General features: G+C 61.5%; 16 protein-coding genes and 1 riboswitch. Of the genes, 12 read left to right on the top strand and 4 right to left on the bottom strand.

From position 1 onward, the window contains the following. Position 1 precedes the first annotated feature (1 nt). The 10 genes from ACQ4WS_RS17830 to ACQ4WS_RS17785 all read left to right on the top strand — a co-directional run bounded on the left by ACQ4WS_RS17830 (position 2) and on the right by ACQ4WS_RS17785 (position 8,635). Positions 2-808, top strand: a complete 807-nt coding sequence (locus ACQ4WS_RS17830; RefSeq protein ID WP_436478391.1) for a response regulator — start codon at positions 2-4, stop codon at positions 806-808. A gap of 39 nt (positions 809-847) precedes the next feature. Continuing rightward, positions 848-1,102, top strand: coding sequence for a hypothetical protein (locus tag ACQ4WS_RS17825; protein WP_436478389.1), 255 nt, complete (start codon positions 848-850; stop codon positions 1,100-1,102). A gap of 84 nt (positions 1,103-1,186) precedes the next feature. Continuing rightward, positions 1,187-1,302: riboswitch (TPP riboswitch) on the top strand. Positions 1,303-1,381: 79 nt separating this feature from the next. Beyond that, positions 1,382-3,295 carry a phosphomethylpyrimidine synthase ThiC gene (gene thiC, locus ACQ4WS_RS17820; RefSeq protein WP_436478387.1) on the top strand — a complete coding sequence of 638 codons (1,914 nt, stop codon included), beginning with the start codon at positions 1,382-1,384 and terminating at the stop codon, positions 3,293-3,295. A gap of 20 nt (positions 3,296-3,315) precedes the next feature. Continuing rightward, entirely contained in the window at positions 3,316-3,519 is a 204-nt protein-coding gene (gene thiS / locus ACQ4WS_RS17815; protein ID WP_436478465.1) for a sulfur carrier protein ThiS, read from the top strand. Between the two features lie 15 nt (positions 3,520-3,534). After that, a complete protein-coding gene (locus ACQ4WS_RS17810) occupies positions 3,535-4,329 on the top strand; it encodes a thiazole synthase (protein WP_436478385.1) in 795 nt (264 codons plus the stop codon). Positions 4,330-4,331: 2 nt separating this feature from the next. After that, entirely contained in the window at positions 4,332-5,093 is a 762-nt protein-coding gene (locus ACQ4WS_RS17805) for a hydroxymethylpyrimidine/phosphomethylpyrimidine kinase (RefSeq protein WP_436478384.1), read from the top strand. A gap of 10 nt (positions 5,094-5,103) precedes the next feature. Further along, positions 5,104-5,739: a thiamine phosphate synthase gene (gene thiE / locus ACQ4WS_RS17800; RefSeq protein ID WP_436478382.1), complete on the top strand. Its 636-nt coding sequence runs from the start codon at positions 5,104-5,106 to the stop codon at positions 5,737-5,739. 79 nt (positions 5,740-5,818) lie between these two features. Continuing rightward, positions 5,819-6,451, top strand: coding sequence for an ANTAR domain-containing response regulator (locus ACQ4WS_RS17795; protein ID WP_034749164.1), 633 nt, complete (start codon positions 5,819-5,821; stop codon positions 6,449-6,451). Positions 6,452-6,477: 26 nt separating this feature from the next. Further along, positions 6,478-7,584 (top strand): S-(hydroxymethyl)glutathione dehydrogenase/class III alcohol dehydrogenase, encoded by a 1,107-nt coding sequence (locus tag ACQ4WS_RS17790; protein ID WP_034749160.1) that lies wholly within the window; start codon positions 6,478-6,480, stop codon positions 7,582-7,584. Positions 7,585-7,771: 187 nt separating this feature from the next. Beyond that, positions 7,772-8,635, top strand: a complete 864-nt coding sequence (locus ACQ4WS_RS17785) for a hypothetical protein (protein WP_436478380.1) — start codon at positions 7,772-7,774, stop codon at positions 8,633-8,635. On the opposite strand, the gene ACQ4WS_RS17780 is transcribed toward ACQ4WS_RS17785, so the two are convergent. Further along, on the bottom strand, positions 8,632-8,907 hold the full coding sequence (locus tag ACQ4WS_RS17780) for a hypothetical protein (RefSeq protein ID WP_436478379.1): 276 nt from the start codon (positions 8,905-8,907) through the stop codon (positions 8,632-8,634). The genes ACQ4WS_RS17785 and ACQ4WS_RS17780 overlap by 4 nt on opposite strands. A 109-nt stretch (positions 8,908-9,016) precedes the next feature. Here ACQ4WS_RS17780 and ACQ4WS_RS17775 point away from each other — a divergent pair, with 109 nt between their 5' ends. Continuing rightward, a complete protein-coding gene (locus tag ACQ4WS_RS17775) occupies positions 9,017-11,326 on the top strand; it encodes a UvrD-helicase domain-containing protein (RefSeq protein ID WP_436478377.1) in 2,310 nt (769 codons plus the stop codon). A gap of 73 nt (positions 11,327-11,399) precedes the next feature. Here the strand turns inward: ACQ4WS_RS17775 and ACQ4WS_RS17770 are convergent, their stop codons facing one another. The 3 genes from ACQ4WS_RS17770 to ACQ4WS_RS17760 form a co-directional block, all read right to left on the bottom strand. Next, positions 11,400-12,185: a BPSS1780 family membrane protein gene (locus ACQ4WS_RS17770; RefSeq protein WP_436478375.1), complete on the bottom strand. Its 786-nt coding sequence runs from the start codon at positions 12,183-12,185 to the stop codon at positions 11,400-11,402. A gap of 2 nt (positions 12,186-12,187) precedes the next feature. Further along, positions 12,188-13,144 (bottom strand): homoserine kinase, encoded by a 957-nt coding sequence (locus ACQ4WS_RS17765; RefSeq protein ID WP_436478373.1) that lies wholly within the window; start codon positions 13,142-13,144, stop codon positions 12,188-12,190. 83 nt (positions 13,145-13,227) lie between these two features. Next, positions 13,228-13,623, bottom strand: coding sequence for a hypothetical protein (locus ACQ4WS_RS17760; protein ID WP_436478371.1), 396 nt, complete (start codon positions 13,621-13,623; stop codon positions 13,228-13,230). A gap of 291 nt (positions 13,624-13,914) precedes the next feature. Between ACQ4WS_RS17760 and polA the strand changes: the two genes are divergently transcribed. Beyond that, entirely contained in the window at positions 13,915-16,665 is a 2,751-nt protein-coding gene (gene polA / locus ACQ4WS_RS17755; protein ID WP_436478369.1) for a DNA polymerase I, read from the top strand. Positions 16,666-16,718: the final 53 nt, after the last annotated feature.

Below are 16,718 nucleotides of genomic sequence, written 5' to 3'. Positions count from 1 at the left end.
CATGCTTCAAGCCACCGAGATCCTGAACGCCAGCATTCTCATCGTCGATGACCAGGAGGCGAACGTCATGCTGCTGGAACAGGTGCTGCGCAATGCCGGCTATACGCGCATCACTTCCACCATGGACCCGCAAGCCGTGTGCGCGCTGCACCAGCAGCACCGCTACGACCTGATCCTGCTCGACTTGCAAATGCCGGAAATGGATGGCTTCGAGGTCATGGAAGGCTTGCGCGACCTCGAGGCGGGCAGCTATTTGCCCGTGCTGGTGATCACGGCCCAGCCCGGCCACAAGCTGCGCGCGCTGCAGGCCGGCGCCAAGGACTTCGTCAGCAAGCCCTTCGACCTGGTGGAGGTGAAGACGCGCATCCACAACATGCTGGAAGTGCGCTTGCTGTACCAGAAGCTGGCTGAATACAACAAGTCGCTGGAACAGATGGTGGAAGCGCGCACAGCGGAGCTGCGCGAAAGCGAAGCGCGCTTCCAGCGCTTCACGGAACTGTCGTCCGACTGGTACTGGGAACAGGATGCGCAAGGCAATCTGACGCGATTTTCCGGCCCCGTGGCTGAAATGCTGGGCATCGGCAGCGAGGAAGAGCCACAGCGCTGGAACGCGGCCGAGCGGGCCTTGCTCGATGCAAAAATTGCCGCGCGCGAACCGTTTCTCGATTTTATCTACAGCCGCGCCAACCTCGACGGCAGCACGCAATACCTGCAGGTCAGCGGCGAACCGATGTTCGACAATGGCAGTCGCTTCATCGGCTACCGCGGCATCGGCCTCGATGTCACGGAGCGCCATCGCAGCGCCTGATTTATACTTGCTGCCATCGATATCGACAAGGAAAGTACCTTGGCAGACAAAACTCCTTCCTACTGGTTTCCCGCCAAGACCTATGGCTGGGGATGGGGTTTGCCCATCACCTGGCAAGGTTGGCTGGTGTTTTTGAGCGCGCTGGGGCTGTTTGCCTGCGGCGCCTTCCTGTTCCCGCCGCAAGAATCGCTGGCGCTGTACATCATCTATGAAGCAGCCATCGTTGCCGTGCTCATTTTCATCTGCCAGCTGAAGGGTGAACCGACCAGCTGGCGCTGGGGCAAGAAGAAGTAACACAGAAGCACAAAGACGACAGCTGCAAGAAATCATCTGGCCACGCGGTGTGAACCGCGTATAATTGGCTCGCTGCCGCAAGGCGGCAAACGCTAGGGGTCCTGCCTTTCGCTGTGGAAACACGGTGCAAGCGCGGGTGAGAAATACCCTCCGAACCTGATCTGGATAATGCCAGCGAAGGGAAGCTTTAGGATGAACGCACCCCGCTTTTCCGCGTGCGCACAGCCGAACCTCCTTAGCTGGCTCCAGGCTTAAAAATAGTCTAGCCAAGGAGCCAAAATGAACGCCAACCCGAAATTCCTCTCCGCCACCGCCACGGTCGACGAAGCCGCCATCGCGCCGCTGCCCAATTCGCGCAAGATCTATGTTGAAGGCAGCCGCCCCGATATCCGCGTGCCCATGCGGAGAATCAGCCAGTCCGATACGGAAGCATCGTTCGGCGGCGAAAAGAATCCGCCGATCTACGTCTACGACACCTCCGGCCCCTACACGGATCCGGACGTGCAGATCGACATCCGTTCCGGCCTCGATACGCCGCGCCTGCCGTGGATCATGGAGCGCGCCGACACGGAAGAATTGCCCGGCCCCACCTCCGACTACGGCATCGCCCGCCTGGCGGATCCGAAACTGGCCGAGCTGCGTTTCAACTTGCACCGCAAGCCGCGCCGCGCCATTGCCGGCAAGAACGTCACGCAAATGCATTACGCGAGGCGCGGCATCATCACGCCGGAAATGGAATTCGTGGCCATCCGCGAAAACATGCGCCGCCAGGAGTATTTGCGCGAACTGCAAGCCTCCGGCCCCATGGGCGAGCGCCTGGCCCAGCTGATGGGCCGCCAGCACCCTGGCCAGTCGTTCGGCGCCAGCATTCCTGCGGAAATCACGCCGGAATTCGTGCGCGAGGAAATCGCCCGCGGCCGCGCCATCATCCCCGCCAACATCAACCATCCGGAAGTCGAGCCGATGATTATCGGTCGCAATTTCCTGGTGAAAATCAATGCGAACATCGGCAATTCCGCCGTCACCTCCTCGATAGGCGAGGAAGTGGAAAAGATGACCTGGGCCATCCGCTGGGGCGGCGACAACGTGATGGACTTGTCCACCGGCAAGCACATCCACGAAACGCGCGAATGGATCGTGCGCAACAGCCCCGTGCCCATCGGCACCGTACCTATCTACCAGGCGCTGGAAAAGGTCAATGGCAAGGCCGAGGACCTGACGTGGGAAATTTTCCGCGACACCCTGATCGAGCAGGCCGAGCAGGGTGTTGACTATTTCACCATCCACGCGGGCGTGCTGTTGCGCTATGTGCCGATGACGGCCAAGCGCTTGACGGGCATCGTCTCGCGCGGCGGCTCCATCATGGCGAAATGGTGTCTGGCGCACCACCAGGAATCGTTCCTGTATACGCATTTTGAAGAGATCTGCGAAATCATGAAGGCGTACGACGTATCGTTCTCGCTGGGCGACGGCTTGCGTCCCGGCTCCATCTACGATGCCAACGACGAGGCGCAGTTGGGCGAGCTGAAAACCCTGGGCGAGCTGACGCAGGTTGCCTGGAAGCACGATGTGCAAGTGATGATCGAAGGCCCGGGCCACGTACCGATGCAATTGATCAAGGAAAACATGGACTTGCAGCTGGAACAGTGCGGCGAAGCGCCGTTCTACACGCTGGGGCCGCTGACCACCGATATCGCACCCGGCTACGACCACATCACCTCGGGCATCGGCGCGGCCATGATCGGCTGGTACGGCACGGCCATGCTGTGCTACGTGACGCCGAAGGAGCACCTGGGCTTGCCCAACAAGGCCGACGTCAAGGACGGCATCATCACGTACAAGATCGCGGCGCATGCGGCCGACCTGGCGAAAGGCCATCCGGGCGCGCAAATCCGCGACAACGCGCTGTCGAAAGCGCGCTTCGAATTCCGCTGGGACGACCAGTTCAACATCGGCCTGGACCCGGACAAGGCGCGCGAATTCCACGATGAAACCTTGCCCAAGGATTCGGCCAAGGTGGCGCATTTCTGCTCCATGTGCGGGCCCCACTTCTGCTCGATGAAGATCACGCAGGAAGTGCGTGAATACGCGGCCGGCATGGGCATTGCGGAAGACAAGGTGCTCAAGCAGGGCATGGAAATCAAGGCCATCGAATTCATCAAGAACGGCGCTGAGCTGTACCGCAAGGTCTGAAGGAGAGCGTGATGCCTGCATTGATACAGATCACGCTCAACGGCGCGCCGCACCAGGTACCGCCGGGGCAAACCCTCGATCAACTGATTACCGCGCTGTCGCTGGAAAACCAGGCGCTGGCGCTGGCCGTCAACCGCAATGTGGTGCCGCGCAAGGCGTGGCCGGGACAGGTTTTGCAGGTACAAGACCAGGTTGAAATAGTGCGCGCCATCGGCGGCGGCTAGACTAAGGAAAAGCACATGAATACCGCAACAACTAATGACTTGCTGACCATCGCAGGAAAACAGTACCAATCGCGCTTGCTGGTGGGCAGCGGCAAGTACAAGGATTTGCCGCAGACGCGCGAGGCCACCGATGCGGCAGAGGCGCAGATCATCACGGTGGCGATCCGCCGCGTGAATATCGGGCAAGACCCGAACGCGCCCAGCCTGCTCGATTTTGTGCCGCCGGAGCAGTACACGATTTTGCCGAACACGGCCGGCTGCTACAACGCGAAAGACGCCGTCTACACCTTGCAGCTGGCGCGCGAGCTCTTGGGCGGGCGCAATCTGGTCAAACTGGAAGTGCTGGGCGACGAAAAGACCCTGTTTCCGCACATGCCGGAAACCCTGATCGCGGCCGAAGCGCTGGTCAAGGATGGTTTTGACGTGATGGTCTACTGCAGCGACGACCCCATCCAGGCGAAAATTCTGGAAGACATCGGCTGCGTGGCCGTCATGCCGCTGGCGTCACTGATCGGTTCGGGCATGGGCATCTTGAATCCGTGGAACTTGTCCCTGATCATAGACCAGGCGAAAGTGCCGGTGCTCGTCGATGCAGGCGTGGGCACGGCGTCGGACGCTGCCATCGCCATGGAACTCGGTTGCGATGGCGTGCTGATGAATACGGCCATTGCCGGCGCGCGCGATCCCGTGCGCATGGCGCATGCGATGAAGCTGGCCGTGCGGGCCGGGCGAGAAGCTTTTTTGGCGGGCCGCATGCCGCGTAAATTCGCCGCCTCGCCCTCGTCGCCGATGGCGGGCCGGTTGGCGTGACGATGCCACAGCGTTCGACCGTGCTGGTGTTTGCCGGCGCCGATCCTTCGGGCGGTGCCGGCATCGCCGCCGATATCGTGGCGATTGCCGCGCAGGGTGCACATGCCTTGCCCGTCATCACGGCGCTGACGGTGCAGGACAATGACCGCGTGTTTGCTGTCGAACCGGTGGCACCGGACTTGCTGCGCCGTCAGGCGCAGGCGCTGATAGCCAAGATGCTGATCAGCGCCGTGAAAATCGGCATTCCCGGCAGCGCCGCGAATGCGGCCGTCATTGCGCAACTGATCGCGCAATTGCGCCTGGCCCACCCAAGCTTGCCCGTCGTGCTCGATCCCGTGCTGGCCAGCGGCCATGGCGACGTGCTCAGCCGGGACGATGCCGTGCTGGCGCTGGCGCCCTTGCTGCCGCTGACTACCGTCATCGTACCGAACGGGCCGGAAGCGGCGGCCCTCGGTGGCGAGGAAAACTTGCGCGCGCAAGGCTGTCAGCACGTGCTGGTGACGGGCGGCCATGGCGAGGGCGAGGTAATCGTCAACCGCTGGTTCGACGCCGGGGGCGGCGAGCGCGCGTGGCGCTGGCCCCGTCTGCCGGGTGAATTCCACGGCAGCGGCTGCACTTTGGCATCGGCCATTGTGGCGCGCCTGGCGCAAGGCATGCCGATGCAAGAGGCGTTCGATGGCGCGCAACGCTATTGCCATGCGGCCCTGGCTGGCGCGTATGCGATTGCGCCAGGTCAACTCATGCCGCAACGATTCATTCAATAAGGAAAACATCATGCGTGGACTGTATCTGGTCACCCCGAACTGGGATGACACCGACCGCCTGCTCGATATCACGGAACAGGCTTTGCACGGCGGCGTGGCCCTGCTGCAATACCGCCACAAGAGCGCCGAGGCGGAGCAGCGGCGCGAACAGGCGGGCGCCTTGCTGGCCTTGGCCCGCAAATATGGCGTGCCCTTCATCATCAATGATTTTATCGAGCTGTGCGAAGAGCTCGACGCGGATGGCGTGCACGTGGGCGGCACGGATGCGTCCGTGGCCCAGGTGCGCGCGCGCCTGGGCAAGGACAAGATTGTTGGCGCTTCCTGCTATGGCGACATGGCCCTGGCAAGGACGGCCGAGGCTGGCGGCGCCAGCTATGTCGCCTTCGGCGGCTTTTATCCGTCGCTGGTGAAAAAATACCCGCTCACGACGCCCCTCGATATCGTGTTGCAAGCCAAGTGCGAGATCGCCTTGCCCTGCGTGGTGATCGGCGGCATGACGCCGGAGAACGCCGCGCCGCTGGTCGCGCGCGGCGCCGACATGGTGGCGGCCATCAGCAGCGTATTTGGCAACCTATTGAGCAAGGTCTATCAGGCGGACGACGTGGATATTGCGGTGCAGCAATTCAATCACTTGTTTGCGGCATGAGCATGGGCGTGCAAGGCTGGTTTGGAGGAATAATCGGCATATAATAAGAACATCATTCATTACCGAGGTCCCTTTACCCATGAGTCAGCCAGCCGCCGCGAAACGCCTTATCCTGATCGTTGACGATGACCAACTCCTGTTGGAATTCCTCGGCGAAGTCCTGCGCCATGCCGGTTACGAGACGGCCCTGGCCCATTCGGCCGAAGTGGCGCTGCAGCTGATCGCCCAGCGCGAGCCGGACCTGGCCTTGCTCGACATCCATATGCCGGGCATGTCCGGCCTGGAATTGGCCAAGCGCCTGCATGGCGAAACGGCCGTGCCGTTCATGTTCCTGTCCGGCAGCGGCGACAGCGAATCGGGCAAGCAGGCGGCCGCCTACGGCGCCGTCGGCTATGTCGTGAAACCCGTCGATGAAGGCCGCTTGATGCCCGCATTCGAAGCGGGCCTGGCGCGCGCCGATGAAATCCGCCAGCTGCGCCGTACCGAACTGAACCTGAATGCGGCGCTGGCCGCCGGCCGCGAAACGAGTCTGGCCGTGGGCCTCTTGATGGGGAAATTCCAGACGGACCGCAACACGGCGTTTGAGGTGCTGCGCGACCACGCCCGTTCCAGCCGCCGCAAGATCAATGAAATCGCCAGCCAGCTGCTGCTGGCCGAGGAAACCCTGAACGGCTTGCACGGCGCGTTTTTGAACCGGGCGAAAACCAAGTAAGCGTTTCAACCATAGACAGGACACACATGAAAACCAAAGCAGCGATTGCATGGAAGGCGGGCGCCCCGCTGACGATAGAAGAAGTCGATCTGGCCGGCCCGCGCGAGGGCGAAGTACTGGTCGAAATCAAGGCCACCGGCATTTGCCACACCGATTACTACACCTTGTCGGGCGCCGATCCGGAAGGCATCTTCCCGTCCATCCTCGGCCATGAAGGCGCCGGCATCGTCGTCGACGTGGGCCCGGGCGTGAAAAGCCTGAAAAAGGATGACCACGTCATCCCCCTGTACACGCCGGAATGCCGCCAGTGCAAATTCTGCCTGTCGCAAAAAACCAACTTGTGCCAGTCGATCCGCTCCACGCAAGGCCGCGGCCTGATGCCGGACGCGACCTCGCGCTTTTCCATCGACGGCAAGCCCATCTTCCACTACATGGGCACCTCCACCTTCTCGAACTACATCGTCGTGCCGGAAATTGCGCTGGCGAAGATCCGCGAAGACGCGCCTTTCGACAAAGTCTGCTATATCGGCTGCGGCGTGACGACGGGCGTGGGCGCCGTGCTGTTTACGGCCAAGGTGGAAGCGGGTGCCAACGTGGTCGTGTTCGGCCTGGGCGGTATCGGTTTGAACGTCATCCAGGCGGCGAAGATGGTCGGCGCCGACAAGATCATCGGCGTCGATATCAACCCGGCGCGCCAGGCCATCGCGCGCAAGTTCGGCATGACGCATTTCGTCAACGCCAACGAGGTGGAAAACGTGGTCGACACCATCGTGCAGCTGACGGACGGCGGCGCCGACTATTCGTTTGAATGCATCGGCAACACCACCACCATGCGCCAGTCGCTCGAGTGCTGCCACAAGGGCTGGGGCCAGTCCATCATCATCGGCGTGGCGGCGGCCGGCCAGGAAATTTCCACGCGCCCCTTCCAGCTGGTGACGGGGCGCGTGTGGAAAGGTTCCGCTTTTGGCGGCGCGCGCGGCCGCACGGACGTGCCGAAGATCGTCGACTGGTATATGGAAGGCAAGCTCAATATCGATGATTTGATCACACACAGGCTGAAGCTCGATGATATCAATCAAGGTTTCGACTTGATGAAGAGCGGCGAATCGATCCGCTCCGTCGTGCTGTATTAATTGAAATACGCCGTACCACGGTGTTTTTGCGGAGGCTGCGGCCTCCGTTTTTTTTGCCCGTGGTTTGCCATTCATCGCGCAAGCCTGCCATCCAGGCCAGCCTTTGTGCAGCCTGTCGCACGGTGCTGGAGACGTGATTCATCCGCCGTTAAAGTCAACGCTCCACTACTTTTGCGACGAGGCAGCCATGTCCACTTCCTATCGTTTGATCCTCAGCCTGGCCGGTATGCTGCTTGGCGGCAGTGCGCTGGCCGTGCAGCCGCCCGAGCCGCCCGAGCCGCCCGCGCCACCGGCCGCACCGGCCGCCCCCAGCAAGAAAATCACTATCTCCATGGGCAGCGGCGATGGCTATGCGCTCGTCGATAGCAGCGAGGATAGCGTCACCATGGCAGGCACCGATGTCGATGGCCAGCAGATTAAACAGCTGCAGCGTTCGCTCAAGGGGCATTTCCTGTGGTTCCGTGACCAGGGAAAGGGCTATGTGACGCAGGATGCTGCGCTGCTGGCCCGCGTGCGCGACGCCTGGAAGCCGTCGCAGCAGCTGGGCTTGCAGATGAGCGGTCTGGGCAAGCAGATGAGCGAGCATGGCAAGGCGATGGGCGAACTGGGCAGCAAGATGGGCGCCCATGGCGCAGCGCAGGCGAATGGCGGTACGCGCGATGCGCAGCAGCTGCAAACGCTGGGCCGCCAGCAGCATGAACTGGGCCGCAAGATGGGCGAGGCGGCGCGCCGCCAGGCACAAGCGGGCACGGAGACAGCGCGCCGCGCCGCCGGGCGCGAGGTGGAGCGCCTGCAGCAGCAGATGGAGGATGCGCAGGATGCCATGGAAGAGGTCAACGATCGCATTGTCGCCACGCAAGAACGCGAAGCGGCCAAGGTGGATGCGCTGTCGCGCCAGATGGATCAGCGCGGCAAGCCGATGGAAACCCTGGGCAAGCAAATGGAAGCGCTGGGACGCCAGCAGGAAACGGCATCGAAAGCAGCCGACAAGACTACCCGCCAGGTGATCGCCCAGGCGCTCAGCGAAGGCAAGGCCAGGCCGGTGCGCTAGGCCTGGTTCCAGATGGCGGCCACGGCGCGGTATTGCGCCGGCAGCTGCCCCCTGGCCTCGTCTACGCTGGTATACACCTCATCTTGCAGCGTTGCCCAGTGCGCATCGCAGCTGAAGCGGTAAACACGCGCCTCGTCCCCGTAGTGGCACACGGCCAGGCCGTGGATGGCGATGGGGGCGGCGCCATGCTCATCGGTGACGTGGCCGAACGGCAAGTCGGACCAGGCCCAGGCCAGTACGCGGGCGCCGTCGAGGTGAGTGGGTGGTGTCATGGGATACAGGCCGCTGTGTCGGGACGCCGATTGTAGCGCGCACATGGAAAACTGGCGCGACCGCTGGACAAATGCACAGTATTTTTAGCCATGCCGGTATAATCACGGCATGCAAAATCTTCTTCACAACCTCAATCCCGAACAATACGCCGCCGTGACGCTGCCGGCGCAGCATGCGCTGATCCTGGCGGGCGCCGGTTCGGGCAAGACCCGCGTGCTGACCACCCGCATCGCGTGGCTGATCCAGACCCAGCAGGTATCGCCGCCCGGCATCCTGGCCGTGACGTTTACCAATAAAGCCGCCAAGGAAATGCTCACGCGCCTGTCGGCCATGCTGCCGATCAATACGCGCGGCATGTGGATCGGCACCTTCCACGGCCTGTGTAACCGCTTGCTGCGCACGCATTACCGCGATGCGGCCCTGCCGCAGACCTTCCAGATCCTCGATTCGCAGGATCAGTTGTCCGTGATCAAGCGCTTGTTGAAGGCAAACAATATCGATGATGAAAAATTCCCGCCGAAGACGGTGATGTATTTCATCAACAATGCCAAGGACCAGGGCTTGCGCGCCACGGACGTGGAAGCGTACGACGCGCACGAGCGCAAGATGGTCGAGCTGTACCAGTTGTACGACGACCAGTGCCAGCGCGAAGGCGTCGTCGATTTTGCTGAATTGCTGCTGCGCACGTATGAATTGCTCAGCCGCAACCAACCCCTGCGTGAACACTACCAGGCGCGTTTCCGCCACATCCTCGTCGACGAGTTCCAGGATACGAATAACCTGCAATACAACTGGCTCAAATTGCTGGCCGGCCATGGCAGCCGCGATGGCGGCGCCCTGTTTGCCGTCGGCGACGATGACCAGAGCATCTACGCCTTCCGCGGCGCCAACGTGGGTAACATGAGTGCCTTCGAGCACGAGTTCCAGGTGAAGAACTTGATCAAGCTGGAGCAGAACTACCGCTCGCACGGCCATATCCTCGACAGCGCCAACGTGTTGATCGCGAACAATAGCAAGCGCCTGGGCAAGAATTTGCGCACGGACGCGGGCCATGGCGAGCAGGTGCGCGTGTATGAAGCCAGTTCTGATTTGCAGGAAGCACAGTGGATCATCGAGGAGGCGAAAAGCCTGATCGCCGATGGCGCTTCGCGCAGTGAGATCGCGATTTTGTACCGTTCGAATGCGCAGTCGCGCGTGATTGAACACGCCTTGTTTTCGGCCGCGATTCCGTATCACGTGTATGGCGGCCAGCGCTACTTCCAGCGCGCCGAGGTCAAGCACGCGATTGCCTATTTGCAATTGATGGACAATCCGCACAACGATTCGGCCTTCCTGCGCGTGGTCAATTTCCCTACGCGCGGCATCGGCATGCGTTCGATCGAGCAATTGCAGGCCGCTTCCGAGCAATACGGCATTTCGCTGTACGCATCCGTGCCGTATGTGGCCGGCAAGGCGGGCAGCGTGCTGGCCGGTTTCGTGAAACTGATCGAGGGCGTGCGCTTCGAAACGCAGCAATTGTCCCTGCCGGAAATGGTCAGAGTGGTGCTGGAAGCGAGTACCTTGCTGCAGCATTACCAGAATGAAAAGGAAGGCGCCGACCGCATCGAGAATCTGGAGCAAATGGTCAGCGCGGCCAGCCAGTTCGTTTCCGAAGAAGGTTACGGCCAGGCAGCACCGGCGCACCTGGGGCCTGCCGCCCAGGCGCAGTCGGGCGCGCCCGTCGTCAACCAGGATGGCATCGAGATTCTGGACGCGGACGCGCCGTTGCCGGCCGTGATGTCGCCCCTCTCGGCCTTCCTGTCGCACGCGTCGTTGGAAGCGGGCGATAACCAGGCGCAGGCGGGCCAGGATGCCTTGCAGATGATGACGGTGCACTCGGCCAAAGGCCTGGAATTCGACAACGTCTTCATTACGGGGCTGGAAGAGGGCCTGTTCCCGCACGAAAGCAGTTCGAAGGAAGACAATGGCGTGGAAGAAGAACGCCGGCTGATGTATGTGGCGATCACGCGCGCGCGCAAGCGGCTGTACATGAGCTTTTCGCAGACGCGCATGCTGCATGGCCAGACGCGCTACAACATGAAGTCGCGCTTCTTCGACGAATTGCCGGAAGAATCGCTGAAATGGCTGTCGCCGAAGGTGCAGGCGAATTGGTTCGGCAACCGCAAGTCGGCCTGGGACGAGGCGCCCCGCGTGGCCAGTCTGGGTTCGGACAATGCGATTGCGCAAAAGATCGCACAAAAAGCCACGGGCGGCGGCTGGCGCATCGGTGAATCGGTGGCGCACGCCAAGTTCGGCGAAGGCGTGATCGTCAATATCGAAGGCGGCGGCGGCAATGCGCGCGCGCAGATCAACTTCGGCCAGCATGGCATGAAGGTGCTGGACCTGGGCATCGCGAAACTGGAACGGCTGGGACGCTAAATGCCGGGGTCAGACCCCCGGCCATGTTAACGCCAAGCTTTGCGTTAGCGGTGTTGAGGGTCTGACCCCAGCTTTAATTTTTGTCCAGCGACACCGTCTTGCTCTCATCGACGGGCAGGCCGAAGATCTGGCGGTAGGCGGCGTAGAACGAGCAATGCATGATGATGGTGAGTATCATCGACAGCGGCATCATCAGCTGCATCATCAGCGGCGTGCGGCCAAAGATGACGGCCAGCAACTGGCTGGTGACAACGCTGATGGCAAACCAGGTGGCGGCGAAGACGATGAAGGCCGACAGCGAACGCCAGACGGCGAAAAAGCTGAAGAACAGCGATTTGCCCAGCCCGGTTTGTTTCCAGTAAATCAGCGGTGCGGCAAAGCAGAAGGCCATGGCGGCCGGCACGTACAGCATGATTGCCAGCAGGATGCCCAGGCCCAGGCGCGATTCGGGGATGGCGGTGCGCGCCGCCTCTTCCGTCAGTTGTCCCGTGACCAGTTGCCACAGCAAGCCATCGTCCACCAGAGTCGAGGCGCCGATGGCAACGATGGCCATCAGGATGTACAGCACGCCCAGTCCGAACAGGGAAGGAAAGGCCGGCTTGCGGAAGCCCGAGATCAGCAGGCTGGGCAGGACGCGCTTGCCCTGGTCGATATTCAGGCAGCCTTGCACGAAGGCGACGGAAAACACGGGCACGAGGATGACGGGCAGCAATTGGCCCAGTACGGGCACGATGCTGACGGCCAGCATGCAGAACATATAGCCGAGAAACAGCATCGACATGCCGCCAGGTTGCTTGCGAAACAGGGAGAAGCCCTGTTTCACCCATTGCCAACCTGTACTTGCAGGTAATTTTTCCATGTTTAAAACAGTTCCGGAGCAGGTGTGGCGATACGTTCGCGCAGAATACGTTCGAAATGCGAGGGGTCGTGCGGGGTCAGCATTTCCGCTTCGCGCGGCTGGTAATAATCGTACAGGCGCGACAGCCAGAAGCGCAGCGCGGCGGCGCGCAGCATTGCTTGCCATGCCGTTTGTTCCTCGGCAGTGAACGGCCGTACGCGCTGGTAGGCGTCGAGCAGGGCGCGCACGCGCACCTTGTCGAGCACGCCCGTGGCCAGGTCCACGCACCAGTCGTTGACGGTGACGGCCACGTCGAACAGCCAGGTGTCGCAGCCGGCAAAATAAAAGTCGAAAAAGCCCGTCAGTTGCTCGCCGTCAAACATGACGTTGTTGCGGAACAAGTCGGCATGCACGGGACCGCGCGGGATGGCCTTGTAGGTGGCGCAGGCGGCAAAGGCGTCCTGGAAGTGGATTTCCGCGCGCAGCAAATGCGCCCTGGCATCATCGAGGTGGTGCAAGACCAGCGGCGTGGTGGTGTTCCACCAGTCCAGTCCCCGTAAATTCGGCTGCTGCAGGGGGAAATCGCGTCCCGCCAGGTGCATCTTCGCCAGCATGGCCCCCACGGCCGCGCAATGCACGGCTTGCGGTGCCATCTGCGAACTGCCATCGAGTTTGCTGACGATGGCGGCCGGCTTGCCTTGCAAGGCTGTTACCAGTTCGCCGTCGGCATTGGCGATCGGTGCGGGCACCAGTACGCCCCGGTCCGCCAAATGGCGCATCAGTTGCAGATAAAACGGCAATTGCTCGAAGCTGAGGTTTTCAAAGATCGTCAGCACGTACTCGCCGCGCTCCGTGCTCAGGAAGAAATTGCTGTTTTCGATGCCGGACGCGATGCCCTTGAGCGCCAGAGGTTTGCCGAGTGGAAACTGCGTGATCCACTGGCCGATATCGTCCAGTTGTAGCGCGGTAAAAACTGCCATGGGAAAGAGAGGAATGGTCTAAAAGGTCAAAAAAAGCCGACTGCCCCGCAGGTAGCCGGGGCAGGGCAGAAGAGAGTGGCTGCTTACTTCGCTGGTGCTGGTGGTGCTGGCGCGTCCGCTGCCTCTTCATCGCGTTGTTTCTGTTTCTTCTTGCTCAGGTCAAACTCCAGCACTTTCCATTGCGGGCCGCGCAGGGCGTTGCCGTTGGCCTGGTCGGCGCCGGCGGCCGGCTTCATGTAATAGGTGCTGCCGCCGCTCGTGACTTTCACTTCGGACGTCACGCCTGCTTCGCGTTTTTCGGTAATCTGCTGCTTGGCTGCGGCCGGCGCCACGGTGATGGGCGCTTCGCCCAATTCATCGATGCGTTCCAGCTGCGGTGGCGCGTCGCTCGGTTTGGCCTGCGTCTGGGCGCTGGCAATGGCCGAACATGCCAGCAGGGGCAGGGCGAGGAATGTCCAGAGTGTCGATGTACGCATCATGATGGGTTCGCTTCCATGTGTGGGACTGCAGCGCGTGCAGCGTGTAATGCCGTCAATTTATCTATAAGGCATTGTAACAAACTGGTAGGCAATGCTGTTTAAATGTGCCGAAATGGCCCGCAGCGGCAACCCGCACGTCCGCACGGGGCCGCCAGTGTGGCAAAAACAGCAAGAGCAGCACGCATTGCGGCCGGTGGCGCCGTCCTAAACTCTGCGATAATTGTGCGATATTCCGCCCGCCCGCCGCTGTTTCGTCCCGGCTGGCGCGGCTCACCTTATTTTATTGGCATTATGCAAAACACCCTGCTGTTAGTCGACGGTTCCAGTTACCTTTATCGTGCTTTCCATGCGCTGCCTGACTTGCGCAGCCCGGACGGCTATCCCACGGGCGCCATGCACGGCATGGTCAACATGCTGCGCCGCCTGCGCGCCGATTACCCGGCCGCCTATATCGCCTGCGTGTTCGATGCCAAGGGTAAAACTTTCCGCGATGACATGTATCCCGAGTACAAGGCCACGCGCGCCTCGATGCCGGACGACCTGCGATTGCAAATCGAACCCATCCACGAAGCCGTGCGCGCCATGGGCTGGCCGATCCTGATGGTCGACGGCGTGGAAGCCGATGACGTGATCGGGACGCTGGCCGTGCAAGCGGCTGCCGCCGGCATGAACGTGGTGGTCTCCACGGGCGACAAGGATCTGGCGCAACTGGTCAACAGCCAGGTGACTCTGATCAACACCATGAGCAATGAAAAGCTCGATGAAGCGGCCGTGCTGGTCAAGTTCGGCGTGCCGCCGAACCGCATCATCGATTATCTGTCGCTGATCGGCGATACGGTCGACAACGTGCCGGGCGTGTCGAAATGCGGCCCGAAGACGGCCGTCAAATGGCTGACCTTGTACGACAGCCTGGAAGGCGTCATGCAAAACGCGGCCAAGGTGGGCGGCGCCGTGGGTGAAAACCTGCGCACGGCCCTGCCATGGTTGCCGCAGGCGCGCGCCTTGATCACTGTCAAGACCGATTGCGATTTGTCGGGCCACATGACAACGATCGCCGACTCGCTGGTGGCGAAACACGAAGACAAGGAAGCGCTGCTGGCCTTCTTCCAGCGCTACGGTTTCAAGGCACTGCTGCGCGAACTGGGCGCCACGCCGCCACCGATGTCGCCCGTCGGTGCACCGGTAGCCACGACGAATACCACGGGCGACATGTTTGCCGATGCCACCCCTGCGGTCGAGGCCGTGTATGAAACCGTGCTGACGGATGAGCAGCTGGACAAATGGATCGCCCTGATCGATGCGGCGCCCTTGACGGCTGTCGACACGGAAACCACGTCGCTGGAACCGATGACGGCGCAAATGGTCGGCATTTCCCTGTCCGTTGCGGAACACGCCGCCTGCTACATCCCGCTGGCCCACGACTACGCGGGCGCGCCGGAACAGTTGACGCGCGAACACGTGCTGGCGAAATTGCGCCCGTGGCTGGAAGATGCGAACAAGCCCAAGCTGGGCCAGAACCTGAAATACGACAGTCATATCTTCGCCAACCATGGCGTGACGTTGCGCGGCATCGCCCACGATACCCTGCTGGTATCGTATGTGTTCGAGTCGCACAAGAAGCACGACATGGACAGCCTGGCCCTGCGCCACCTGAACTACACGACGATTCCGTTCGAGGACGTGTGCGGCAAGGGCGCCAAGCAGATCACCTTCAATCAGGTGGAAGTGGCGCAGGCGGCGCAATACGCGGCCGAGGATGCCGACGTCACCTTGCGCTTGCACAATGCCATGTGGGGCAATGTGGCCAACGATGAAAAACTGACCTTCATCTATGAACAGATCGAGCTGCCGACGGCCGTGGTCTTGCAAAAGATCGAGCGCAATGGCGTGCTGATCGATGATGAATTGCTCAACATTCAGTCGGCCGAGCTGGCCGTGAAAATTCTCGAACTGGAAAAGAAGGCGTATGAACTGGCCGAGCAGCCGTTCAACCTGGGTTCGCCCAAGCAGATCGGCGAAATTTTCTTTGAAAAGCTGAAGCTGCCGGTGGTCAAGAAAACCCCGACGGGTGCGCCATCGACGGATGAGGAAGTTTTGCAAAAGCTGGCCGAGGATTATCCGCTACCCAAAGTGCTGCTGGAATACCGCGGCATGGCCAAGCTGAAATCGACCTACACGGATAAATTGCCGAAGATGATCAACGTCACCACGGGCCGGGTGCATACGAACTATGCGCAAGCCGTGGCCGTGACGGGGCGCTTGGCGTCGAACGACCCGAACTTGCAGAATATTCCCATCCGCAGCGCGGAAGGCCGGCGCATCCGCGAAGCGTTTATCGCGCCGCCCGGCAGCCACATCGTCTCGGCCGACTATTCGCAAATCGAATTGCGCATCATGGCGCATATCTCGGGCGACGAAGCCATGTTGCGCGCGTTTGCCGACGGCATCGACATTCACCGCGCCACGGCCGCTGAAATCTTCGGCGTGCCGGCGGCCGAGGTGCAGAGCGAACAGCGCCGCTACGCCAAGGTCATCAACTTTGGCTTGATCTACGGCATGAGCGCGTTCGGCCTGGCCGGCAACCTGGGCGTGGACCGCACGGCCGCGCAAAGCTATATCGACCGTTACTTTGCCCGCTTCTCCGGCGTGAAACAGTATATGGAAGACACGCGCCAGCAAGCGAAGGCGCGCGGCTACGTGGAAACCGTGTTCGGCCGCCGTCTGTGGTTGCCGGAAATCAATTCGCCGAACGGCCCGCGCCGCCAGGGCGCGGAACGGGCGGCGATCAACGCGCCGATGCAGGGCACGGCCGCCGACCTGATCAAGCTGGCCATGATCGCCGTGCAAGGCTGGCTGGAAACGGACGGCTTGCAAACGAAGATGATCATGCAGGTGCACGATGAACTGGTGCTGGAAGTGCCGGACGCGGAATTGGAACTGGTCAAGCGCAAGCTGCCGGAACTGATGGCTGGCGTGGCCGCGCTGAAAGTACCACTGACGGCTGAGGTAGGTATCGGCAAGAACTGGGACGAAGCGCACTGATGCGGTGTCGGCTTACGCGGGGCATGCCCCGCTAAGCCGACCTACATGTTTAA

The organism is Janthinobacterium leeuwenhoeki, from assembly GCF_051380795.1.
In the GTDB taxonomy this organism is placed as follows: domain Bacteria; phylum Pseudomonadota; class Gammaproteobacteria; order Burkholderiales; family Burkholderiaceae_D; genus Janthinobacterium.
Note: the sequence above shows the minus strand (reverse complement) of the source record. Positions and strands in the feature narration are given on the sequence as shown.